This window comes from Synechococcus sp. UW179A (assembly GCF_900473965.1).
GTDB lineage: Bacteria > Cyanobacteriota > Cyanobacteriia > PCC-6307 > Cyanobiaceae > Synechococcus_C.
Genome location: NZ_UCNJ01000017.1, coordinates 24,433 through 46,122 on the forward strand (window position 1 = coordinate 24,433; position 21,690 = coordinate 46,122).

Here is a 21,690-nt window from a genome sequence, read left to right on the forward strand (position 1 = left end):
GAAAAGGTTAAGATAACGCGACTTTTCTGGCGATTACAATATTGAGTTCATCGCGATAATTTTTAGCTGCTTGCCAGTCTTTCCTTTTTACCGCGTTGTTATAAGCCTTGATGAGTTGTTGCCGATGGAGCTCGTGCGCAACGTCCATGATTTCGCCCTTGCTCCGAATAATTTATGGATGGTTTTGGTGGTCTGGGCGAAGTTCTGATGCGTAGCAGGGTGATCAATGAATCCGATGCGCTTGTTGGAGTTGACGTTTGACTGACTGACCACTGGCATTGGTGCCATGGCTTCGAATGTTTCTCTTGCTGCCAAAGGTGAATGATCCTTCCTTACAAGTGAAGGTTGCATCTGTAACCAAGGTGGCCGGTTTGTGTTTTGTCAACCCCTATTGATTGCCGGAGCTCGGGCTGAGCCTGAGTCTGTCTGAGATTTTTGTGATCATCGCAGGATCATCGGGGCTTTCGATCAGGCTCGAATTCGATTGATTTGAGGCTAGATGCGGTGGTGTCAAGGGATTTGGGCTTGGAAATTCTTTCCTCCTGGGCTCGCGTCTTGCCTTGGCAGCCTCGATTGGGCTTTGAAACCAGCAGGTTTTCGTAGTGCCTGGGCTTGGGATGGCGTTGTTTGAATCGCATTTTTTGCGAATTGCTCTGCCTTCTAGGGGTCTGCTTGTTGTATTCGAGGCTGCTTTTTCGGTAGCGGACTCGCTTGCTGTGCGTTTTAATACGGTCCGAGGCAAATGCCTCTTCCTCTTTTATTGGTGTGAGGATCAATGAAACTGTTCAAGCAACTGCTGGTTGCTCCTGCTGCTTTGGGCCTGCTGGCTCCTATGGCTGCTGGTGCCACTGAAGTCAATGTTGCTGGTGTGTCCGACTACGCAAACCTGTCTAACGACGCGGTTGCTGTGGATCAGGTCACCAGCATCACCCAGTTCTCTGATGTCTACCCGACCGACTGGGCTTATCAGGCTCTCAGCAACCTGATTGAGCGCTACGGCTGCGTTGCCGGCTATCCCAACGGCACCTACCGCGGCAACCGTGCAATGACCCGCTTCGAAGCGGCTGCACTGTTGAACGCCTGTCTCGACCGCGTCACCGAGGTGACCGACGAGCTCAAGCGCCTGATGAAGGAGTTCGAAAAGGAACTCGCCATCGTTAAGGGTCGTGTTGACGGTCTGGAAGCTCGCGTTGGCGAACTGGAAGCAACCCAGTTCTCCACCACAACCAAGCTGAAAGGTAAGGTTGACTTCGTTATGGGTGGCGTCAGCTATGGCGGTGAAGGGCATGAACTGACAGTTCCTTCACGCGTAATCGACACCACGACGACCGACGACGGCGAGGTTGAAAACGTCTACTACAAGGACAAGGGCAAGTACCTCGGCCAGGACGCTTTCACGTTCAACTATCGCGCCACCCTGAACCTGAACACCAGCTTCACGGGGAAGGATCTGCTGTACACCCGCCTGCGTGCCGGTAACTTCAACAACAACGCCTTCTCCGGTAAGGGTTACACCGGCAACATCACTCAGCTTGCCGTTGCTAAGTCAACTGGTGATGCAGTGAAAGTTGACAAGCTCTGGTACCAGTTCCCTCTGGGTGCTGACTTCCAGGTTTATCTGGGTGCCAAGATCGAGAACTATTACATGCTTGGCGCTCCCGCCACCGTGTATCGCGAGATCCTGAAGGACTTCAAGCTGGGTGGTTACTACGGCGTATACGGCGCTAGCACCTCACCTGGTGCAGGTATCGTCTGGAAGCCCAACAGCCAGAACGATCCTTACGATCCCAAGTTCACTGTTGCTGTGAACTACGTCGCCAAGAACGGCTACAAGGGCAACCCCAAAGATGGCGGTGGCATCGGTACCGACACGTCTAAAGGCAAGTTTCTTGCCCAGATCGGTTATGGCGGCCCTCAGTGGAACATCAACGCCGGTTATGCCTACATCCAGCGTGGCATGACCGTCGGTTACGGCACACCTCTGGGTGCAACCACCACTGTTAAGGGTGGCGACGATGAGTCTGCATCCCGTGGTTTCAGCGATGCCAACGCGTTCGCTCTGCGCGCCTGGTGGCAGCCTGCTGAGGCAAGCTGGGTTCCCTCCATCACCCTTGGTTGGGACTACACTTCCTTCAGCCACGACAGCGACGTTACTGCGATCAAAGTCAACGGCACAACGTTCGACGGCAGCGCAGTTAAGAGAAAGCAGGCTTCTCAGGGTTGGACTGTTGGTCTGAACTGGAAGGATGCCTTCATGAAGGGCAACCTGCTTGGTTTCGCTATCGGCCAGCCTCAGTTCGAAACAGAGCGTGAGAACAGCACTCCCGATGACGGCAACTACGCCATGGAGCTGTACTACCAGTTCCAAGTCACCGACAACATTGCTGTGACTCCTGCCATCTTCTATGTCTCTCGTCCCTTCGGTGAACTCACCGGCAGTGGTCCTTTCACCGGTGGCGAAGATGCTGAGCAGTTCAACACCTTCGGTTACCTCGTGAAGACCACCTTCCGTTTCTGATTCAGATCGGTTGATTCTTCTCCAAGCTCCCTCTTTGAGGGAGCTTTTTTATTTGGCTGATTCCAACAAAAAAGGAGGCCCTCAGGCCTCCTTACTCATTGATGAGACTGGCTGAATTGATTACCAGCAGTTTTCGCCCTCACCAATGGGTACACAGATATCTTCTTCGGCAGCTTTCTCAGCTGCTTTCTTGGCATCGGCATCCTTCTTGGCTTCGGCGTCGATGTCCTGATCAGTGCTCCATTCCTGCAATCCACCACCCATAGGGTTGGTGTCGGCGAGTGCAGCTGGATCTGCAACTTGGCTGCTCAGTGCAGCCGCACCGGCAAGAAAAATGGAAAGAGTTGACCTCTTCATTCCAATAACCACCATTTATATAGGCTCTTTCAATACTAAGTCGTTTCAACAGCGTTGATCAGGTGCCCAGTGAGCGCAGTAAATTTGTATACGCTAGAAACACAAGGTCGAGTTCTTCGCTGCGACCGTGTTTGGCGAGTAATCCTCTGGCCCCCGTATCCAGTTGAAACAGGGTGACGCGATCTGTTTCGTTCTTCAGATAACTTTCGATCCAACCAACGCAAACGACGCGTTCTCCGCTGGTGACTGTGTTGACGCGATGCATCGTTGAGCTGGGATAAATCACGATCTCTCCCTGCTGAAGTTCCAGTTCCAGGGAGTCCGTCACAGTGTCGACTTCCAGTGAACCGCCTGTGAATGACTGCTGGTCAGATAGGCAGAGGGTGAAAGAAAGGTCGCTTCTGCCGCTGCTCATGTAGGCATTGTCAACGTGACTGTCATATCCACCTCCAGTTCTTGTTCTGCTGATTAAAAACCGGTGCAGTTTTCGCGGCACACAGAAGCTTTTGATCGCTGGATGTGCCCACATGGCCTGTTGTACAAGGTTTTGGATCTCAGCTCTGATGGCTGATGTGTGCACGATCTGTTCATTGATTTTTCCGTCTCTGGCCTGTGCACCAGCTGTTGTTCTGCCATCAATCCATTCGCCGTTTTCGACGTTGTGCAGAATTGCTTGGCATTGCTCAGGATTGAAAAGTTGAAGCTTGATATGGTTCATTGAGAACAGTTTGCTTGTATCATACGTTTTCGTAATTGGTATCGACTGGGTGCGACGTTTTGGTTTTTCGCAGACAGCCTCAGGTGGGTTCTTGTGTTTTATGAAGCTGCTTGCCTTTCCCTTGCTTGCATCTCTGTCTTTTCTGACGGCTGCGGCGCAGGCTGAAGAAGTTCGTGTTTACTCCGGTCGTCATTACAATACCGACCGACAGAGTTACAAGGCGTTTTCTGATAAAACCGGTATCAAGGTTCGGCTCATCGAAGCTTCCGGGATCTCTCTGGTAGAGCGCCTCAAGCGCGAAGGGAGCAACACCAAGGCTGATGTGATCATTCTTGTTGATGCGGCCAGAATTAATAATGCTGCAAAAGCTGGCTTGTTTCAGCCAATCAACTCAGCGAAGTTGAATTCCGAAGTTCCAGCGCGTTATCGCGATCCAGGTAATCGTTGGTTTGGTATTGCTCGACGTGTACGTGCAATTATCATTAATCCCAATCAAGTTAAACCATCTCAGGTGCAAACTTATGCACAGCTAGCTTCTCCTGATCTCAAAGGTAAAGTCTGTCTGCGTAATCGTAAAAATGTCTACAACCAGTCGTTGGTCGCAGATCAGCTCGCGATTCGTGGTGAAGCAAAGACCAAGGCTTGGCTGAAGGGATTGATTTCTAATGTTTCTCAGCCTTACTTCCCTGGAGATATCGCCTTGATCCGCGCGGTTGCTCAGGGTAAGTGCGGAGTTGGCGTGGTTAACCATTATTACCTTGCTCGCATGCGAGCAGGTATTAATGGCGCGAAGGATCAAAAGCTCGGCAATCAGGTGAAGATTGTGATGCCAAATCCTGCCCATGTGAATATCAGCGCAGCAGCGGTGTCTAAATACGCCAAAAATAAATCAGCTGCTGTCAAACTAATCGAGTTCCTGGCATCTCCCAATGGAAGTAGAGGAATTGCAGGCCCCACGTTTGAGTTTCCGCTCACTGGTGTTGGCGGTTCAACATATCTCAAAGGGATGACCAAATTCACCCCAGATAATGTTTCGATCTCTCAGCTAAGTGCACTGAACCCCAAGGCCATTCAGCTCATGGCCCAGGCCGGTTGGCAATGAGTTGATCCAGCAGGTAGCCGAACAATTCTGGGTTCGGCTCCCTGTTACTGATGTCGGTTAACCCCAGTTCGTCCAGCCGATCAGTGACACGCTGTTCGAGATCGTCTGGTCTGCTGAGCGGTTTACCCCAGCGATGGTTTTTCTCAGGGCCAACCTTTGTGGTCGCATCGATGGCCAGCCTGCCGCCAAGGCCGAGTTGCTCACTGGCGAAGTCCAAGCTGTCGAACGGTGTGTTCTCCAGGGTGAACAGATCCCTTTGTGGATCGACTTGGGCAGCGATCGCCCAGACCACCTGGCGGGGATCGCGCACGTTGATGTGGCTGTCGACCACTACGACGAACTTGGTGTAAGTGAACTGCGGCAAGGCGCTCCAAAAAGCCATCGCTGCCCGTTTTGCTTGACCTGGATAGGCCTTGTCGATTGAGATCACCGCGAGTTTGTAGCTCAATGCTTCCATCGGTAGGAAGAAATCTTTGATCTCGGGGATCTGCTGGCGCAGGATCGGTGTGTAGATCCTGTTGAGTGCGATCGCTAGCATCGCTTCTTCCTTGGGAGGACGGCCGCTGAAGGTGGTCAGGAAGACCGGATCCTTGCGTTGCGTCATGCAGTGAAAACGCACCAGCGGTGAGTCTTCAACGCCGCCGTAGAAGCCCATATGGTCGCCAAAGGGGCCATCGGGCATTACCTCGCCCGGTGTGATCGTGCCCTCAAGCACCACTTCACTGTGACTTGGAACCTGAAGATCAACGGTTTTGCAGGGAGCGAGCCTGACTCCTTCACCGGCATAAATCCCTGCGAATAACCATTCGCTTAATTGCACTGGAATTGGTGTGGCTGCCGCCATCACCAGCAGTGGATGGACACCGATGGCGATGGCGATCTCCAGCTTCTGGCCGAGTGCTGCCGCTTTGCGCAGATGACGAGCACCACCACGCACGCTGAGCCAGTGCACGGTCATGGTGTTGATCGATTGTTTCTGAAGTCGATAAACCCCCACGTTGGGAACGCCGGTTTCGGGGTCTTTCGTAATCACCAGCCCAAGCGTGATCACACCGCCTGCGTCGCCAGGCCAGGGACGGATCAGTGGAATGTTGTTGAGGTTGACCTCATCACCTTCAAAGACCTGCTGCCTGCATGGAGGTAACAGATCTCGGTCCGGTCTCGCTTTCACCAGGTCCCAGAACACCCGGGCAAATTTCTTGGTTTCCCCTAACCCCTTGGGTGGGCGCGGCTGCTGGAGCAACGCCAAGCGCTCGCCTAGATCCTCCAGTTGCTCTGGATGATCGAGGCCCATGCTCCAGACAACACGCTCGACGGTGCCGAGCAGGTTGACGGCGACCGGCATGGAAGATCCGATCACGTTCTCGAACAACAGCCCGGGCCCTCCGCTGGCCAGAACGCGATCGGCGATGGCCGCCAACTCGAGATCGGGATCCACTGGCGCCGTGATTCGCTTCAGTTGACCCCGCTCCTCCAACAGTTGAATGAAGGCGCGCAGATCCCTGGTGCCGGGACCGGGGCGGAACAGAGCCATCTGGAAGCCACCTCAGCGGGCGTGATCTCGGTACTGTGACGCACGCTGACGGTGAGTGTGGCCATGCAGGTTTCCTATTTTCATGCGGCAGCAGATGTTCCCGACACTGTCGGTACCGCTGATGGTCCTGACGCAGCGGTCGTGATCGATGTTCTGCGCGCCACGACCACGATTGCCTGGGCGCTGCACAACGGTGCCGAGGCGGTGCAGGCTTTTGCGGATCTTGATGAACTGCGTTCCCAGGCGCAGCAGTGGCCTGAATCCTCTCGTTTGCTCTTAGGGGAGCGCGGCGGTTGCATGCTCGATGGATTTGACCTGGGTAACTCCCCCATAGCGGTGACTCCCGAGGTGGTGCGAGGCAAAAGATTGCTGATGAGCACCACCAACGGCACCCGCGCTTTGCAGCGGGTCCGTGACGTCGCTTGCCTCGTTACAGCAGCATTACCCAATCGACGTGCGGTGGCAGAGCGGCTGCTGGTAGGGAAATACCAGCGGATTTTGATCCTGGGCAGTGGCTGGGAAGGGACCTATTCCTTGGAGGATTCTTTGGCTGCTGGAGCGATTGGAGAGCTGCTCGTATCGGCTGGCGCATCGGCGGCAAATGATGAACTCCAGGCTGCACTGGCCCTCTGGAGTCAGTGGCGGCATGACCCAGAAGCCTGCCTTCGTGTCGCTTCACATGGTCAACGGCTGATCGGAATCGGCAACCACGATGCCGATTTCAGCTGCTGCGCCGGGTTGGATCAGATTCAGGTCGTACCGACCCAGGTTGAACCCGGTGTTTTACGAGCCGTTCCTGTGTAAAGCGCGGAGCACTCGTCAGCCATACCATTTCATCGACTGAACTCTGATCTCCGTGCGTGATTTCCTGGCTGCTGCCGTGCAACTCACCAGCAGTTCCGACCCGGAGAGCAACTTCAGTGCTGCCGAGGAACAGATCGACCTTGCTGCACGAAGGGGAGCCGAGTTGATCGGACTTCCCGAGAATTTTGCATTTCTCGGTGAGGATTCACGGCGACTGGAACTGGCGCCGGCTCTTGCAGATCAGGCATCCAGTTTTCTGGTCACCATGGCGCGTCGTTATCAGGTGGTGATTTTGGGGGGCGGTTTCCCTGTCCCCGTCGGTGACGGTGCACACACCTACCAACGCGCCCAGCTGGTGGGTCGCGATGGTCAGATTCTTGCCAGTTACGACAAGATTCATCTGTTTGATGTCGACCTGGCCGACGGTAGTTCCTATAGAGAGTCAGCCTCTTTCAGCCAGGGAACGACGCCTCCGCCCGTTGTGGATGTGCCTGGACTTTGTCGGGTGGGGCTGTCGATTTGCTACGACGTGCGCTTCCCTGAGCTCTACCGAAATCTGATCGGAGCAGGAGCTGAGTTGCTGATGATTCCCGCCGCTTTCACGGCCTTCACGGGTAAGGACCACTGGCAGGTGCTCCTGCAGGCTCGTGCGATCGAAAACACCTCTTATGTGCTCGCCCCTGCGCAGACAGGTGTCTACGCAGGACGTCGTCAGAACCACGGGCATTCCATGGTCATTGACCCCTGGGGAACTGTGCTGGCCGATGCCGGGGTCAGCACGGGTGCAGCCGTTGCCCCTATTGATCTGGATCATCTCGAGCGCATCCGCACTCAGATGCCTTGCCTTAAGCACCGCAGAACCACACTGTTCTGAATCTGATGCCTCGGCTCCCTCGTCGTTTTAGTGCCCTGCTGGTTGCCCTCGTCCTGCAGAGCGCAGGCTTGCTGATGGCGTTGCCTGCTCGTGCCGCCAGTGCCCTTGCGGCCTGGTCGCTGGGAAGTGATGGTGTTTTGCAATTGCGCACGGCTACAGGTGCGCGGCTCGAGGCCTTTTTTGAAGCCGGGGAAGGTGGTCGTGGACCGAGGGTCTGGATCGATTTCCCCGGTGAGCTGAGCCGCGCCCGCAAGCTTCGAGGTTCCGGACCCGTCCGCGAGGTTCGACTGGGCAAGCCCAACCCTGGTGCCACGCGTCTAGTGATCGAGTTCAATCCCGGCGTGGAACTCGACCCTGGTCAGTTGCGTCTGATCGGTACCTCGCCGGATCGCTGGAAGTTGATGTTTGAGGGGCTGGCCACCACAGGCTTGCGCACGTTCGGGGAAGGCGATCTCAATCGGGCGAGTTCTGGTCGCTGGGGCGGCGTTCGCATCAAGCCCACGCGGACTCCGGTTAATGCAGCGGGGCTGCCAACTGTTGCTCGCGGTCGTTACCGCGTCGTGATCGATCCAGGTCATGGGGGGCCTGACCCCGGTGCGGTGGGCATCAGGGGGATTCGCGAGTCGGAAATTGTTCTCGATATTTCTCTTCAGGTGGCTCGATTGCTTGAGGCCAAGGGTGTTCAGGTCACCCTGACCCGCACAGCAGAGGTTGATGTTGATCTGCCGCCGAGGGTTTCGCTTGCCAACCGACTGGGTGCAACTGCGTTTGTGAGCATTCATGCCAATGCCATCAGCATGTCCCGTCCGGAAGTGAACGGCATTGAAACCTTCTATTTTTCCGATCCCCGCTCTGCTCGGCTGGCCGCTCATATTCAGCAGCAGGTGCTGAATGTGTCTCCCGGAAGCCCCAATCGCGGCGTTCGTCGCGGACGTTTTTTCGTGATTCGCCGCACCACCATGCCTTCAGTGTTGGTCGAAACAGGCTTTGTCACGGGCAGTCTCGACTCCCCAAGGCTGGCTACCGCATCGCATCGCCGTCGGCTCTCTTTGGCCATTGCCGCCGGCATTCTTGAGTATCTGCAGGGCGTGCGATGACCATCCGCCTTGGCATGTTTGACAGCGGTCTGGGGGGACTCACGGTTCTGCGTCGGGTTTTGGAACGCCACGGATCCCTTCAGGTGATCTATCTCGGCGACACGGCCCGTGTTCCCTATGGCAGTCGCTCCGCGGCTGAAATTCGCACCATTGCCTCAGAAGTGGTGAGTTGGCTGAGCCAGCATCAGATCTCAACGGTGGTGATGGCCTGCAACACCACCAATGCCCTGGCTAGAGATGTTGCCGAAGGTCAAGCTGGTGTCCCTGTGGTTGGCCTGATTGGCGCAGCTGCGGCGATGGTGCGGGAAAGCCGTGTCGGAGTCTTAGCAACACCAGCAACCGTCGCATCGGGGGCCTACAGGGAAAGCATCGAGGCTTTACATCCTGGGACGCTGGTGGTGCAGCAGGCTTGTCCTGAGTTTGTCCCCTTGATTGAAACCGGAGATCTGCGTTCCGACGCCCTGCGCAATGCCGCAACCCGCTACCTGCAACCCCTGATGGAGGCTTCAGTGGAGTCTGTGGTTCTTGGCTGTACTCACTATCCCCTGTTGGTGCCGCTGCTCAATAACCTCTTGCCGCAATCCATCCGGCTGATCGATCCCGCCATGGCCGTGGCCGGTCAGCTTGATGCCTTGCTGGGGAAGCCAGTGCCTGGAGGCCTGGATCAGCCCCTCGATATGGGGGCAACCCGCATCTGTGTGACGGCTGACGCCGAAGGATTTGCTGACCGTGCCACGCCCTGGCTGGGACAACGGCCACGGGTTGAGCTGGTGCAACTGCAGTGTCAGGTCGGCGCCTTCTAGGATCAGCTCACTGAGAGGATTCATGACCACCGTCACCGATTTGCTGGAGCCGGTCGAGGCGGATTTAGAGATCCTGCTCAGCGATCTTCGCAATCTGATCGGAGCGGGTCATCCGATTCTTCAGGCCGCTGCCGAGCATCTGTTCAGTGCAGGTGGCAAGCGTCTGCGGCCCGGCATTGTTTTGTTGGTTTCAAGAGCTCTCGCCAGCGATGGTGGTCTCACCTCCCGGCACCGCCGGTTGGCTGAGATCACCGAGATGATTCATACCGCTTCGCTGGTTCACGACGACGTGGTGGATGAGGCAGCAACCCGGCGTGGGGTTGAAACCGTCCATAGTCGCTTCAATCATCGTGTGGCTGTTTTGGCAGGTGATTTCCTGTTTGCCCAGGCCAGTTGGCACCTTGCCAACCTCGACAACCTCGATGTAGTGAAACTGCTCAGTCGCGTGATTATGGATCTCGCTGACGGGGAGGTGAAGCAGGGTTTATTCCGATACGACACAGGACAAACCTTCGAGACGTACCTGGAAAAGAGTTACTGCAAGACAGCTTCTCTGGTTGCTAACAGTGCCCGTGCAGCAGGCGTTCTCAGCGGCTGTACCGAACCTCAGCTGGAATCTCTCTATCGCTACGGACGTCAGTTGGGTTTGGCCTTCCAAGTGGTGGATGACATTCTTGATTTCACGGCCAGTGATCAGCAACTGGGCAAGCCTGCTGCCAGCGATCTATCGAGTGGTTATCTCACCGCACCTGCGTTGTATGCACTGGAGCGGAACCCAGCCATGGGTGTTCTGATCGAACGCGAATTCAGTAATGACGGAGATCTCGACGAAGCTCTCGGCATGGTGCGTGAGTCGGATGCCATTGCCCGTACCCGTCAACTGGCTGAAACTTTCGCCCAGGAGTCTCGCGAAGCACTCACCTGGCTTCCCGACTCCCCCTATCGCACGGCCTTGTTGGAGCTCCCCGATTTCGTGCTTAGTCGGCTTTACTGATCAATGACTCAAGGCAACGCTGGGCCTCGCTGAGCTGGCTGATCGCAAATAGTCGACCAGCATGCACCAGTTTTTGGGCTCCAGGATCTAGCCGGTACGCTTCTTCAGTCTTTCTGAGCAGGCGCCAAACCAGACAACCAGCGGCCAAGGCAGATTCGCATCCGGCTTTGGAGTCTTCAAATGCCCAGCAGTCTTGGGGGCTGACCTTCAGCCGTTCCGCTCCCATCAGGAAAGGATCCGGAGCTGGTTTGCCGGCTTTCAGCCCTGGTTCATCGCCGCAAATCATCAGCTGTAAGCGATTCACCCAGGGGTGGTTGCCAATCTTGCGTTGCACTGACTTTCGGTCACTGCTGGTGACCAGAGCCGTCGCAATGCCAAGGCGGCCGGCTGTTTGTACCAGCGATTCCGCTCCCTCGATGGCTTTGGCTTCAGGTAGAAGTTGTTCTGCGATCGGCTGCCTGATGGCAAGCAGTTGTTCCGGTGTGATCGATCGATCGATCCAGGAACACACGAGCCTGGCGTTGTCCAGCCGCCGGCGACCCTGCAGTTTGATCAGCTGGTCCGTTGCAAGACTGGTTCCGAACTGTTGTGCTGCCTGTTGCCAGGCGCGCGAATGAAGCGGCTCGGTGTCCAGCAACAGGCCGTCTAGATCAAACAGGCAGGCCTTGGGTTGGGTGGTGAGCTGATTACTCAGTGGGAACAGGGCTGATGTGGGCATCCAGTCCAGACATGGCTACTGCTTGTACCTCAACCATTCTGATCGGGGCTTGCGTTGATTGCCCACTCACCGTGGACCGCGCTTAAGGCGACGAGAGCATTCGGTCGTTCGCAACAGTTCCGACCTACAGAGTTCTGATCACCATGACTTGGGCGGGCATCGTTTCCAGCTTCCGGTTTGTGTGTTTTCTAGGTGTTTAATTGCCAAGCAGATGTTTAACCAGTGCACATCAAGGATCAACTTTCGCTTTTTGCGTGCTGCAATCATGGAAAGTTCTCTGCGTCGATAAAACTCGATATCACCAATTTCTTCCATCAGAATATGTTTCTCTCTTTCGTAGAAGTCAATGGCTTCCACTGCAGGAATGTCGTCAATAAGGTCTGAAAAGATTGTCATTTTGATGTCCGAATGGGACCTTTTCGGTCTATGCCCAATCCTTGTCTCTTGGAAGATAGGATCACCGCCCTGAAAGGTTCGGTTTCAGGCCCCCTTGCTTGAAAGCCTTGATCACCAGCTCGGCTGAAAACGCTTCCAGTTGATTTCTGCAGGGGTTGTTGCCTGAATACCTCCTCGAATCGGTTGGGTTGGCTCTAGCACCTGGGTTGACGCTCAGAAAAAAGGGTGATTATGAACGGGAAAGGAATGCTGAAAAAGATCAATGACGCGTGAGTAATTCCCGGACCTTCAGGCAACGGTTGAAGGACAAGCTGGCATTACCCGCAGCAGAGCCATGGCTTTGAGCCAGTTCGTTGGTGCTGCGCTGTGATAGTGCAGCATGCGATTGACTTTGATCCGAAGTCTCTGATCGACTTCCAGCCAGAAATGCGGTAGCTGGTCGATGATCACCCAAGAGGGCGAAGGGTTGAGCCGTCAGCCAATGCGATAATTAACCGGACAAACATCATTTAAATCTAAGGTTAGATCTTGTTGACTTTCGACCCTGTGGATGTCGTAGTCATTGGTGCAGGAGGCGACATCGGCAGTCTCTTGACCACCTACCACCTTCAGCACGAGGTCCTTCCGCCGACAGAGCGCTTTCAGCTCGTTACAAACGACCACGACAAGAGAGATAGCACCCTGTATGGGCTTCGGATCGATCTGCTTGATGCCTTTGAAGAACGGGCTCCCGACATCGATGGCGCACAGCGGCCCGAGGACGTCGTCGGCGATGTGATTGTGGTCGTCGGGGGAGAGACGGTCACGAAGAAGACAACCAATCGAGATGAATTTGCTCGGACGAACTTGAATGTCTTGCTGAATACGCCGAGGCGCTTGCAAAAACGGGGCAGGGCTAAAGCTGACCCCCACTCCCTCTTGCGAATCCTGCCCAGATTGTTGCGGACTGACTAGCTGTCATCACAAGAGACAGCCATCTGCCTTCGAAACGGTTTGATCCAAGGACCTGTCTGAATGCGCCGTGGCAACTATCTTTTGCCCTAGGCGCAACAGAGAAACCCCTGATGACGAGCGAGAAATCCACCATCGAGAGCGTGCTAGACGAGCAGCGCGTTTTCGAGCCGTCTCTCGACTTCTCCCGTTCCGCTCGCATCAGCGGACTAGAAACTTACAGAGCGATGGCGGACGCCGCCCGTCAGGACCCTGAAGCGTTCTGGGGAGATGCAGCCCGCAAGGAACTCTCCTGGTTCACGCCTTTCGATGCCGTTCTGGATTGGTCGGAGGCGCCTTTTGCTCGCTGGTTTGAAGGCGGTACCACCAACATCTCCCACAACTGTCTGGATCGACATCTTCAGAGCGAGAAGGCCAACAAAACTGCACTGATCTGGGAAGGAGAGCCAGGTGACGTTCGACGGTTCACTTACCGCGAACTGCATGCCGAGGTCTGTAAAGCCGCCAATGCCCTCAAAGCAATGGGAATCGGCAAGGGCGACCTCGTGGCGCTGTACATGCCGATGGTGCCTGAGGCGGCAATCGCCATGCTCGCCTGTGCCCGCATCGGTGCACCCCATTCCGTGGTGTTCGGCGGCTTTTCAGCTGAAGCACTTCGCGATCGTCTGATCGACGGTGAAGCCAAGGCTGTCGTGACTGCCGATGGAGGCTTTCGCAAGGACAAGCCCGTTTCGCTGAAGCCTGCTGTTGATGCTGCTCTTGCCGGCGATAGTTGCCCAACTGTGAAGTCTGTTCTGGTGGTGCAGCGCACCAAGCAGTCGGTGGAGATGACCGAAGGTCGTGATCAGTGGTGGCATGAACTAGTCGAGGCCCAGAGCACCGATTGCCCCGCGGAACCGATGGCCAGTGAAGACCGTCTTTTCGTCTTGTATACCTCTGGCTCCACCGGCAAACCCAAAGGTGTTGTACATAGCACTGCGGGATACAACCTCTGGGCCCATCTCACATTCCAATGGATCTTCGACATTCGCGACGATGACGTCTACTGGTGCACGGCGGATGTGGGCTGGATCACCGGACACAGTTATATCGTTTACGGTCCGCTTTCCAATGGTGCCACCACGGTGATGTATGAGGGGGCACCGCGTCCCTCCAACCCCGGGGCGTTCTGGGAGTTGATTCAAAAGCACGGCATCACGATCTTCTACACCGCTCCTACGGCGATCCGCGCATTCATGAAAAACGGGCGTGAAGTGCCCGATCAGTACGACATGAGCAGTCTTCGTCTGCTGGGTACTGTGGGCGAACCGATCAATCCCGAAGCCTGGATGTGGTATCGGGATGTGATCGGCTCCGGTCGTTGCCCGATTATCGATACCTGGTGGCAGACCGAGACCGGTGGCGTGATGATCAGTCCCCTCCCGGGTGCGACTCCTACCAAGCCCGGTTCAGCGACGTTGCCGTTGCCGGGCATTGAAGCCGACGTTGTGGATGCAGATGGCAACGCGGTTGGAGCCGATGAAGGGGGATACCTTGTGGTCCGTCGTCCCTGGCCGGGGATGATGCGCACCGTGCATGGCAATCCTCAGCGCTTCCGTGAAAGTTACTGGGAGCACATTCGTCCCTCTGACGGTAGTCACATCTATTTCGCCGGTGATGGCGCTCGTCGAGACGCCGATGGCTACTTCTGGGTGATGGGTCGTGTTGATGACGTCATCAATGTTTCCGGTCACCGCCTCGGCACCATGGAGATCGAGTCTGCTTTGGTCAGTCATCCGGCCGTGGCGGAGGCTGCGGTCGTGGGTCGTCCTGATGATCTGAAAGGGGAAGGCATCGTCGCGTTTGTCACCCTCGAGGCGGGACGTGAGCCAGCTGATTCGCTGATTGCAGAACTGCGGGCCCACGTCGGCAAGGAGATCGGCCCGATTGCAAGGCCCGATGAGATCCGCTGCAGCGATGCTCTGCCCAAGACCCGCAGCGGCAAGATCATGCGCCGGATCCTCCGCGCCCTCGCCGCTGGCCAGGAAGTTACCGGTGACACCAGCACCCTGGAGGATCGCTCGGTGCTGGACAAGCTGCGTGCCTGACCCCGCTCTTCCTCTGCGGAGAGGGACAATCGATTGAGGTCGGGAGCTTTGAAAGCTCCCAAACTCTCCTGCCGTTCACCAGTCCCTCACCAGATCGCAGGGCATGGTCAATTCAGCAGGGTTCAACAGTGATGAAACGCAAGCCCAACGTCAGCTACCGCTACCACCACATGGGCGTTCCCATCTCGGAGCAACGCCCTGGTGAGCACTACAGCTCAACCTTTCGGATTTACAAATCCGGTGGGGAGGATTCCGGATTCAGTTTCATCGCTTTGCCCCCGGCAGCTGCCTGCACCCACTGATTCAGTCCACCCCGCATGTGGCATTTCAGGTGGATGATCTGGAAGCCGCAGTGGCTGATGAGCTCCTGCTTCTCGGGCCCTATGAACCGTTCAGCGGCTTCTGGGTGGCCATCATCGAAGACCAAGGTGTTCCGATTGAGCTGATCGAGACGACACTCAGCGACGAAGAGGTCTTTGGAGAACCCAAGGCCAATTCAGTGATCTACCCGGAGGAGACGGTGCCACTCAGCGCCCATGAGGTGATCAGGTCCTGAAGCCGGTTCACCTGCTGCTGCCGGTCACTGCCCTCGGCCCAGTCGCCCAGAAACTGTCTGCGTAGGCCGGCACTGGCGGGGGTGAGGTGATCTCCAGGCAACCTGAGCAGCTCGCTCTGGTCTCCCTGGCGGCTCTGCAGAGCGGTGATCAGGTCGAGGCTCTGGTCGATCTGGTCTCTGTTGAATCGCACCACCTGGTTGCGGGGCTGAAGGTATTGACGCTTGATCAGTCGCAGAGTTTCCTTGGGGCTCGGGCTGAATTCAGTGTTCACCCCCAAGCTTGGAGCCACCACGCCGAGCAGGGGAATCGACTGATCTGCGGTGAAGTTGTTGAAGCTGAGCGCCACAAGGCCACTGCAGTTCCGCCCTCCATCGGGAGCCAGCAGATGCAGTTTGCAACCCAAGCTGTGGCCGAGACGCAGAGGTGGTGGAAGATATCCCATCCGGTCTTGCAGTCGGGTCCGACAAGCGCGCATGGCACTCCAGGCCTCACGTGCCTGGAGCTGGTGGTCGAAACCAGGCACATAGCTCCAGGCATGCACAGCAACTCCGCGGGCAGCTAGTCCTTCCAGCAGGCGTCGGTAGCTGATCTGAGGGGTTGCCGCCAGATAACTGCCACCCACAAATTCAACCAGTCCCCTTGGCTGGCGCGGACACAGGGTCCAGCAGTCACGGAAGCGAACCCAGCTGCTCATTTGCTGGGTTGCAGCGAACGAAGCACCTGCATCGCCTCGCGGACATGGGCTGGGCCATCGAGCAGGTTGTTGAACACGTGCTGGATTACACCCTGGCCGTCAATCACATAGGTGACGCGCGATGGCAGCAAACCGAAAGTCTTGGGGACGCCGAAGGCTCTGCGCAGACGTTGATCACTGTCACTCAGAAGCGGAAACGGAAGCTGATGACGTTCGGCGAAACGGCGATGGCTGACCAGATCGTCACCGCTGACACCCCAGACCTGAGCGCCGAGCTGTTGAAGCTCCTGGTGGGAATCACGGAAACCGCAGGCTTCCGCGGTGCAGCCTGGGGTTTCGTCCTTGGGGTAGAAAAACAGCACCAGGGGGGTGCCGTTGCGCTCGGCGATGGCGCAGCTGTTGCCTTCCTGGTCCTCCAAGTTGATGGACGGAACGCTGTCACCAACGGTGAGGGCCATGAAGAGGAGTCGAATTGGTGGCGAAACGTTAGGAAGCGCGGATGAAGGACGGAGAATGGTTCGATCCAGGAGGGAGGACAGCGCGTGGAGAACTCATCAGTACCCGGTCAGCTCGATCTGCTGTCGTTGAGCGGTGGCCAACCATCTCCGTCCCCACCACCTCAATCCCCACCTCAATCTTTTTCGCAATCTCCGCAGCAATCGCTGGAGCGTCCTTTAACCAGTCCGTCGCCGCAGTCAGGAGCTGATCGTCAGGCTGCAGCACGCACGCTGTTGATTGTTGACACCGAGACCACAGGATTGGATCCGCAGTTGGATCACTGCCTTGAGGTTGGCGTGATTCTTTTCGATGTGTCCAGTCGCCAGGTGCTGGCGCAGCAATCGTTTCTGTTGCCTGTGGAGTCCAATGCCGCGGAAGCGATCAATCGCATTCCAGCCTCCGCCACCAACCTGCCCCAGCCCTGGCGTCCTGCCCTCGGCTATCTCCAGTCGCTGCTGGATGCCGCCGATGTGCTCGTGGCGCACAACGCAGCCTTCGATCGCCAGTGGTTCGGCCGAGGTCACCTGCCGGCAACCGATAAGCGCTGGCTCTGCAGCATGGAGGACATGCGCTGGCCACCGGAACGCCAGCTCAGGTCCAGGCCTTCGGTGCGTGATCTGGCACTGGCCTATGAAATCCCTGTCTGGGCTGCCCATCGTGCCCTGACCGATTGCATCTACCTGGCTGAGGTCTTCCGGCGATGTGAAGACCTTGAACAGTTGATCGAGCATGGACTGGAGCCGCGTCAGCTGATGCGTGCCCAGGTGTCTTACGACAACCGTCATCTCGCCCGGGATGCCGGTTTCCGCTGGAACGAGCCGGTGAAAGGAGCTTGGGCCAGGCGCCTGTCGGCGAGGGAGGCCTCCAATCTCGACTTTCCCGTTGTGCCTGTTGAGCCTTCATTGCGCCTGGCGTCCTGATTTGCTTCATCAGTCCGAAACCTCGCGGAGGGTTTGCCCGAGCTTGAGATCTGACAGCCAGGCTGATGTGATGGATCTTCCCAGGCATCCGCCTTCCATTCGTTCTCGCCTGCAGCGCTGGCAGCAGGTACGGACTTGGGCGCGCCTGATTCGCGAGGCAGAATGCCTCTGGCATGTGGATGTACGCGAACTCAAGCGACTCGGTGCACTGGAGCTCTCGCACTTACTGGAGGAGGTCCCGTCCTGTCAGCGGTCGCGGGTGAATCGATGGCTGACGCGTTACTCGGCATCGACGCGGTTGCCTTCAGGTGCGTCCACCCATAAGCCTTGATTCACTGTTCAAACGCACTTAAGCGCTCACGAACAGCGCTCATGAACGCTGCCTGGACCTGCAATCCGCTAGGGGTAGGTCGATTCCGTCCAGGCCACCCATGAGCTTTGCCAGGCAAGCTCTCATCCTGTTCTTCCTGCTCGCTGTGGGATCCGGTGTCTCCGCCTCCTCCGATTCGTCTCTGACCGCAGTTGGCGTCGCACTCCCCTCCAGGCTCTATCGAAACTGGTTTGCACAGATCACTGGTTCAGGCGGTCCTGAGGTCAGCTTTCGACCCGTTAGCTCAGCCGAGGCTCAATGGGCCCTGATCAGGCAGGCCGTTGATTTCGCAGTGTCCGATGCCCCGTTGCAGCCCAGGGACCTGGCCAAGGTGAGGCGTGGTGTGGTTCAGATTCCCATCGCTGCAGAAGCCATCACTTTTGGATACAACCAGCCAGGCTGCGATCTGAAGCTGACCCAACAGCAGGCAGTCCAGGTGGCCAGTGGCAGGATCACCGACTGGAAGCAGCTCGGCTGCAAGCCTGGTGCTCTGACCTGGGTGCATCGATCAGATGCCTCTGGCACCACCGAGGCCTTCTCTCAGTCGATGCAGGCTTTTTCCTCTCAATGGTTGCTAGGGACAGGTCAATCGATTCGCTGGCCAGCAGCCAATGCGATCGCCGCAGAAGGGAACTCCGGTGTTGCCGCTGCCATTGAAAACAGGCGAGGAGCCATCGGCTATCTCGGTGTGTCCCATCTCAGCGGCAGTCTGAGGGCCGCTGCCTTGCAGAATAAAGCTGGAGAATTCCTGCGACCCAGTGTCGTCTCCAGCGCTCAGACCCTCAAGGGCATCGAACTGGATTTCAATCTTGCCGGCAGCAACCCCAACCCTTTGGCCCAGGGTGCCTATCCGATCGTCACGCTGATCTGGGGTCTGGCCTACAGGTCGGGAAACGGCGACAACACGCAGGCGGTCAGAGCGGCTCTTGACTTCATGCTGAGCAGCCAGGCCCAGGGTCAGGTTGCCGAGCTCGGTTTGATTCCCCTTGAGACTGAAATTCTCAGCAAGTCGCGGCCAGTGATTGAACGGATTAGTCAGTAATCGCAGTACTCCTGATCGATCATTGCCAGGTTTGACACCCGTCGATTGGTCATTTTTACCCTGATCTTTCGATACTTTTGAACACTCCTTATTGATTCGATTGCCGGCTCTTCGTCTGGGTAGGTCATGTTGCGCTCCATACACTCGTCGGTAGGGAATCGTCAGTCGGTGCTGTCGAATCTCCTACAGAATCAAAAACACAAAAAGCAAGGCACTGCCTTCTGGACTCCAGTTTTCAAAATCGAAATCGCTTGCACCTCGCCGCGGGAAACGTGGTGCCACTTCACAAAAACAGGTTGTGGCTTGTTGTTAATGGCATGGTGAAGCTCGGGGCGGTTTCTGTGCATGGAGATGAGCTACTGCTGGGGCTGGCTGGTCCCAACGAGACCTTCGGCGAGCCATTGAGCACGGTCCAGGCCTATGAGGCCGTCACCCTTGCCGACTCGGATCTTCTTTGCATGACGATGGGCGAGGTGCGTGAGTCATAGGACCTTGCCAATGATCTGCTGGGAGCGGTTGTGCTTCGTCATCGGCAGTCGGAGTACCTGCTCTCGCTACTTGGGCTTCGTCGAGTTGAGGAGCGCGTTAGAGGTTTTCTGGAGTTGCTTGCTCAGGATTATGGCCAGCCTTGTGAGCAGGGACTGCGCCTCAATCTGCGCTTGACTCATCAGGAGATGGCGAGTGCCCTGAGCACCACCCGTGTGACGGTGACTAGGGTCATCGGTCTGCTCAGAGATGAGGGGTGGCTCAAGATCGACGGTCAGCGCCATCTCGTGATCACCCATCTGCCCTGCAAATGAAATGCTCTTGAGTAGAGATATTTAGAATCTTAATTCGGGGTAGTTTTTGTTTGCTTTGAGCGGATTACAGAGAATTCAATAAAAAAAGGCTCCTCAAACGAGGAGCCTTTGTTTTGGATTGAACTTTGACATCGGAGCGGCGGGATTTGAACCCACGACCCCTACTACCCCAAAGTAGTGCGCTACCAAGCTGCGCCACGCCCCGACGGCAGATGCAAGCTATCACAAGGCATTCCCGCTCTTCGTGTGTCGCCGAATGCGTGTTAGCAGTCTTGTTGTGAGCTTGTCACGGCTGTCGCCCGCATACCCCCAAAGTCGCAGTTGTCGGCCCAATTGACGCAGCGATGACAGACTCATTGAGGCAAGCTGCAGCTCTGGCAGTGTTCTCCAGGCTCTTGAGGCGACCGGCAAAGTGGAACGTCGTCTGTTGTCTCCAAGACTCAACGTGCCATCAGCGATCCACTCCGGAATTAGCACCACCAGCACTGCGATCAGGCCGTAAAGCTCCACCAGGCCACTCGGCAGTGGATGTAAACGTCGAGGTGGCTTCGGCTCAGGAATGGTCGGCACGCCGCGCAAGGAGTTCCAGTCGCTCCCAACCTTGCCAGGTCGGTTTAACCAGAGGGGAGGAAGTGGTCAGATCGCCAGGGTTCCCTTCGGCAGAGGAGCGTTCACCTGTGCAGAAGGGGCAGGGGATGGATCGCGCCATAGAAATGGACGCTCCTGATCTGGCCTGGGTTTCAAGGAGAAGGCTAGGGCGAAGACCAGGACTACCGTCAGTGCGATGACGGCAATCACCACCCTGTCGGGAAGTGAGTCATTCATGTCTGCAGCTGGATCGGACTGTTCTCACCACGCAAGACGCAGTGACTGATGCTCCAGTCGTAATGGCTCCAGACTTGACTGGGCAAGAGGTAGTTGGCTGATTCAAAGTCGCCGAGACTTATCCCTGTGGGCATGGCCGAGCAGTAGGGCCTGCTGCCGGGACGTGCCAGATATTGCTGGTGGTAACTCTCGGCGAAATGGAAGGTACGGTCAGCTGAGATTTCGGTGGTGATGCTGTTCCGTTCGGCCTGAGTCAGGGCCTGTTGATACCAGTCGCGACTGGTCAGGGCCAGTTGCATCTGCCTGGGGGTGGTGGTGTAGATCGCCGATCGGTACTGGCTGCCCTGGTCATTGCCCTGACGGTCCCCCTGCGTAGGGTCATGACATTCCCAGAACAGCTTGAGCAGATCGCTAACGTCGATGGCTGGGGTGCTGTAGACCACGCGGACCACCTCGGTATGTCCAGTCCGTCCACTGCAGACCTGCTCGTAGCTGGGAGATGGAGTTTGGCCGCCGGCGTACCCAACTGCAGTGGATACAACACCCGGCAGACGCCAAAAACCCTTTTCTGCACCCCAGAAGCATCCGCAGCCAAAAACAATTTCCTCCTGGTCTTCCATCAGCGGCGCCTTGAGTGGCGTGCCGAGAACAACGTGACGTTCGTCGTTGTTTCCGTCTGATTGTCCTTGCTGAGAACCCGTGAGCCAGTTGGGCAGCATCACATTTTTGTCTGTTTTGCAACCCTAGGCAGATGTCATCGGATCCAGGCGGATGTGATTGAGCAGTGTGGTGACGAAGGCGAACAGTAGAAACGGAACGCTGAGCACAAGAATCAAACCGACTCCCACCAGGGCGAACACCGGTCGTGAAGACCCCATGAGGGCTAAGCCTGCGGCAAGACTCACAAAGATCACGGCCATCCAGGCCAAGATCTGTCCGTAGATATCCCCGAACGTCAGGGTGCAGCGGACCAACAAAGGGGTACCTGACGTCATGGTTCGGCAGCAGAGCCTCTAGCTAAGCCGAGGCAA

General features: G+C 56.6%; 27 protein-coding genes, 1 tRNA gene and 1 pseudogene. 15 read left to right on the plus strand and 14 right to left on the minus strand.

Going from position 1 to position 21,690, the window contains the following annotated elements; genetic code table 11:
- Positions 1-7: 7 nt before the first annotated feature.
- Positions 8-148: a hypothetical protein gene (locus tag DXY31_RS17385; protein ID WP_206749809.1), complete on the minus strand. Its 141-nt coding sequence runs from the start codon at positions 146-148 to the stop codon at positions 8-10.
- A gap of 627 nt (positions 149-775) precedes the next feature.
- Between DXY31_RS17385 and DXY31_RS08615 the strand changes: the two genes are divergently transcribed.
- Positions 776-2,518, plus strand: a complete 1,743-nt coding sequence (locus DXY31_RS08615) for an iron uptake porin (protein ID WP_114993390.1) — start codon at positions 776-778, stop codon at positions 2,516-2,518.
- 120 nt (positions 2,519-2,638) lie between these two features.
- Here DXY31_RS08615 and DXY31_RS08620 read toward each other — a convergent pair whose 3' ends face one another.
- Complete coding sequence (locus tag DXY31_RS08620) at positions 2,639-2,875, minus strand: hypothetical protein (RefSeq protein ID WP_114993446.1); 237 nt, start codon at positions 2,873-2,875, stop codon at positions 2,639-2,641.
- A gap of 58 nt (positions 2,876-2,933) precedes the next feature.
- Entirely contained in the window at positions 2,934-3,593 is a 660-nt protein-coding gene (locus DXY31_RS08625; protein ID WP_114993391.1) for a Fe2+-dependent dioxygenase, read from the minus strand.
- 100 nt (positions 3,594-3,693) lie between these two features.
- Here DXY31_RS08625 and DXY31_RS08630 point away from each other — a divergent pair, with 100 nt between their 5' ends.
- Positions 3,694-4,695, plus strand: coding sequence for an extracellular solute-binding protein (locus tag DXY31_RS08630; RefSeq protein WP_114993392.1), 1,002 nt, complete (start codon positions 3,694-3,696; stop codon positions 4,693-4,695).
- Here DXY31_RS08630 and DXY31_RS08635 read toward each other — a convergent pair.
- Positions 4,670-6,229 carry a UbiD family decarboxylase gene (locus DXY31_RS08635; RefSeq protein WP_114993393.1) on the minus strand — a complete coding sequence of 520 codons (1,560 nt, stop codon included), beginning with the start codon at positions 6,227-6,229 and terminating at the stop codon, positions 4,670-4,672. The two genes, DXY31_RS08630 and DXY31_RS08635, sit on opposite strands and share 26 nt — an antisense overlap.
- A 63-nt stretch (positions 6,230-6,292) precedes the next feature.
- On the opposite strand from DXY31_RS08635, the gene DXY31_RS08640 reads away from it, so the two are divergent.
- The 5 genes from DXY31_RS08640 to sds are packed head-to-tail and all read left to right on the plus strand — an operon-like array spanning position 6,293 to position 10,801.
- A complete protein-coding gene (locus DXY31_RS08640) occupies positions 6,293-7,033 on the plus strand; it encodes a 2-phosphosulfolactate phosphatase family protein (RefSeq protein ID WP_114993447.1) in 741 nt (246 codons plus the stop codon).
- A gap of 52 nt (positions 7,034-7,085) precedes the next feature.
- The gene (locus DXY31_RS08645; RefSeq protein ID WP_114993394.1) at positions 7,086-7,907 is read left to right on the plus strand and encodes a carbon-nitrogen hydrolase family protein; all 822 of its coding nucleotides are present in this window, start codon (positions 7,086-7,088) and stop codon (positions 7,905-7,907) included.
- 5 nt (positions 7,908-7,912) lie between these two features.
- Positions 7,913-9,004: an N-acetylmuramoyl-L-alanine amidase gene (locus DXY31_RS08650; RefSeq protein WP_114993395.1), complete on the plus strand. Its 1,092-nt coding sequence runs from the start codon at positions 7,913-7,915 to the stop codon at positions 9,002-9,004.
- Complete coding sequence (murI, locus tag DXY31_RS08655) at positions 9,001-9,807, plus strand: glutamate racemase (protein ID WP_114993396.1); 807 nt, start codon at positions 9,001-9,003, stop codon at positions 9,805-9,807. Before DXY31_RS08650 ends, murI begins: the two co-directional genes overlap by 4 nt.
- 22 nt (positions 9,808-9,829) lie before the next feature.
- Positions 9,830-10,801: a solanesyl diphosphate synthase gene (sds, locus tag DXY31_RS08660; RefSeq protein WP_114993397.1), complete on the plus strand. Its 972-nt coding sequence runs from the start codon at positions 9,830-9,832 to the stop codon at positions 10,799-10,801.
- On the opposite strand, the gene DXY31_RS08665 is transcribed toward sds, so the two are convergent.
- The 3 genes from DXY31_RS08665 to DXY31_RS16970 form a co-directional block, all read right to left on the minus strand.
- Positions 10,785-11,519 (minus strand): HAD family phosphatase, encoded by a 735-nt coding sequence (locus DXY31_RS08665; protein WP_114993398.1) that lies wholly within the window; start codon positions 11,517-11,519, stop codon positions 10,785-10,787. The genes sds and DXY31_RS08665 overlap by 17 nt on opposite strands.
- 138 nt (positions 11,520-11,657) lie before the next feature.
- Positions 11,658-11,915, minus strand: a complete 258-nt coding sequence (locus DXY31_RS08670; protein WP_114993399.1) for a hypothetical protein — start codon at positions 11,913-11,915, stop codon at positions 11,658-11,660.
- Between the two features lie 288 nt (positions 11,916-12,203).
- Positions 12,204-12,365 carry a hypothetical protein gene (locus DXY31_RS16970; RefSeq protein ID WP_170953631.1) on the minus strand — a complete coding sequence of 54 codons (162 nt, stop codon included), beginning with the start codon at positions 12,363-12,365 and terminating at the stop codon, positions 12,204-12,206.
- A gap of 78 nt (positions 12,366-12,443) precedes the next feature.
- Between DXY31_RS16970 and DXY31_RS08675 the strand changes: the two genes are divergently transcribed.
- From DXY31_RS08675 to DXY31_RS08685, 4 genes are all read left to right on the plus strand, one after another.
- A complete protein-coding gene (locus DXY31_RS08675) occupies positions 12,444-12,869 on the plus strand; it encodes a hypothetical protein (protein WP_114993400.1) in 426 nt (141 codons plus the stop codon).
- Between the two features lie 110 nt (positions 12,870-12,979).
- Positions 12,980-14,953: an acetate--CoA ligase gene (acs, locus tag DXY31_RS08680; protein ID WP_114993401.1), complete on the plus strand. Its 1,974-nt coding sequence runs from the start codon at positions 12,980-12,982 to the stop codon at positions 14,951-14,953.
- Between the two features lie 131 nt (positions 14,954-15,084).
- Complete coding sequence (locus DXY31_RS17245; protein ID WP_198410867.1) at positions 15,085-15,255, plus strand: hypothetical protein; 171 nt, start codon at positions 15,085-15,087, stop codon at positions 15,253-15,255.
- 17 nt (positions 15,256-15,272) lie between these two features.
- Positions 15,273-15,509 (plus strand): VOC family protein, encoded by a 237-nt coding sequence (locus tag DXY31_RS08685; RefSeq protein ID WP_198410868.1) that lies wholly within the window; start codon positions 15,273-15,275, stop codon positions 15,507-15,509.
- Here DXY31_RS08685 and DXY31_RS08690 read toward each other — a convergent pair.
- Both DXY31_RS08690 and DXY31_RS08695 read right to left on the minus strand, forming a co-directional pair.
- The gene (locus tag DXY31_RS08690; RefSeq protein WP_114993402.1) at positions 15,458-16,204 is read right to left on the minus strand and encodes a DUF1350 family protein; all 747 of its coding nucleotides are present in this window, start codon (positions 16,202-16,204) and stop codon (positions 15,458-15,460) included. The two genes, DXY31_RS08685 and DXY31_RS08690, sit on opposite strands and share 52 nt — an antisense overlap.
- Positions 16,201-16,662 (minus strand): peroxiredoxin, encoded by a 462-nt coding sequence (locus tag DXY31_RS08695; protein ID WP_114993403.1) that lies wholly within the window; start codon positions 16,660-16,662, stop codon positions 16,201-16,203. The genes DXY31_RS08690 and DXY31_RS08695 overlap by 4 nt, the downstream gene beginning before the upstream one ends.
- A gap of 84 nt (positions 16,663-16,746) precedes the next feature.
- Between DXY31_RS08695 and DXY31_RS08700 the strand changes: the two genes are divergently transcribed.
- From DXY31_RS08700 to DXY31_RS08715, 4 genes and pseudogenes are all read left to right on the plus strand, one after another.
- Entirely contained in the window at positions 16,747-17,622 is an 876-nt protein-coding gene (locus DXY31_RS08700; protein ID WP_371639264.1) for a 3'-5' exonuclease, read from the plus strand.
- Positions 17,623-17,692: 70 nt separating this feature from the next.
- Complete coding sequence (locus tag DXY31_RS08705; RefSeq protein WP_114993449.1) at positions 17,693-17,953, plus strand: hypothetical protein; 261 nt, start codon at positions 17,693-17,695, stop codon at positions 17,951-17,953.
- 100 nt (positions 17,954-18,053) lie between these two features.
- Positions 18,054-19,034, plus strand: coding sequence for a PstS family phosphate ABC transporter substrate-binding protein (locus DXY31_RS08710; protein ID WP_114993404.1), 981 nt, complete (start codon positions 18,054-18,056; stop codon positions 19,032-19,034).
- A 221-nt stretch (positions 19,035-19,255) separates the two neighbouring features.
- Positions 19,256-19,834, plus strand: a pseudogene (locus tag DXY31_RS08715) (Crp/Fnr family transcriptional regulator).
- A gap of 131 nt (positions 19,835-19,965) precedes the next feature.
- On the opposite strand, the gene DXY31_RS08720 reads toward DXY31_RS08715, so the two are convergent.
- The 5 genes from DXY31_RS08720 to DXY31_RS08740 form a co-directional block, all read right to left on the minus strand.
- Positions 19,966-20,039, minus strand: a tRNA-Pro gene (locus tag DXY31_RS08720).
- Positions 20,040-20,056: 17 nt separating this feature from the next.
- Positions 20,057-20,404, minus strand: coding sequence for a hypothetical protein (locus tag DXY31_RS08725; RefSeq protein ID WP_114993450.1), 348 nt, complete (start codon positions 20,402-20,404; stop codon positions 20,057-20,059).
- Positions 20,405-20,470: 66 nt separating this feature from the next.
- Positions 20,471-20,659: a hypothetical protein gene (locus DXY31_RS08730; RefSeq protein WP_114993405.1), complete on the minus strand. Its 189-nt coding sequence runs from the start codon at positions 20,657-20,659 to the stop codon at positions 20,471-20,473.
- Entirely contained in the window at positions 20,656-21,378 is a 723-nt protein-coding gene (msrA, locus tag DXY31_RS08735; protein ID WP_114993406.1) for a peptide-methionine (S)-S-oxide reductase MsrA, read from the minus strand. The genes DXY31_RS08730 and msrA overlap by 4 nt, the downstream gene beginning before the upstream one ends.
- Before the next feature lie 24 nt (positions 21,379-21,402).
- Entirely contained in the window at positions 21,403-21,654 is a 252-nt protein-coding gene (locus tag DXY31_RS08740) for a hypothetical protein (RefSeq protein ID WP_114993407.1), read from the minus strand.
- Positions 21,655-21,690 lie beyond the last annotated feature (36 nt).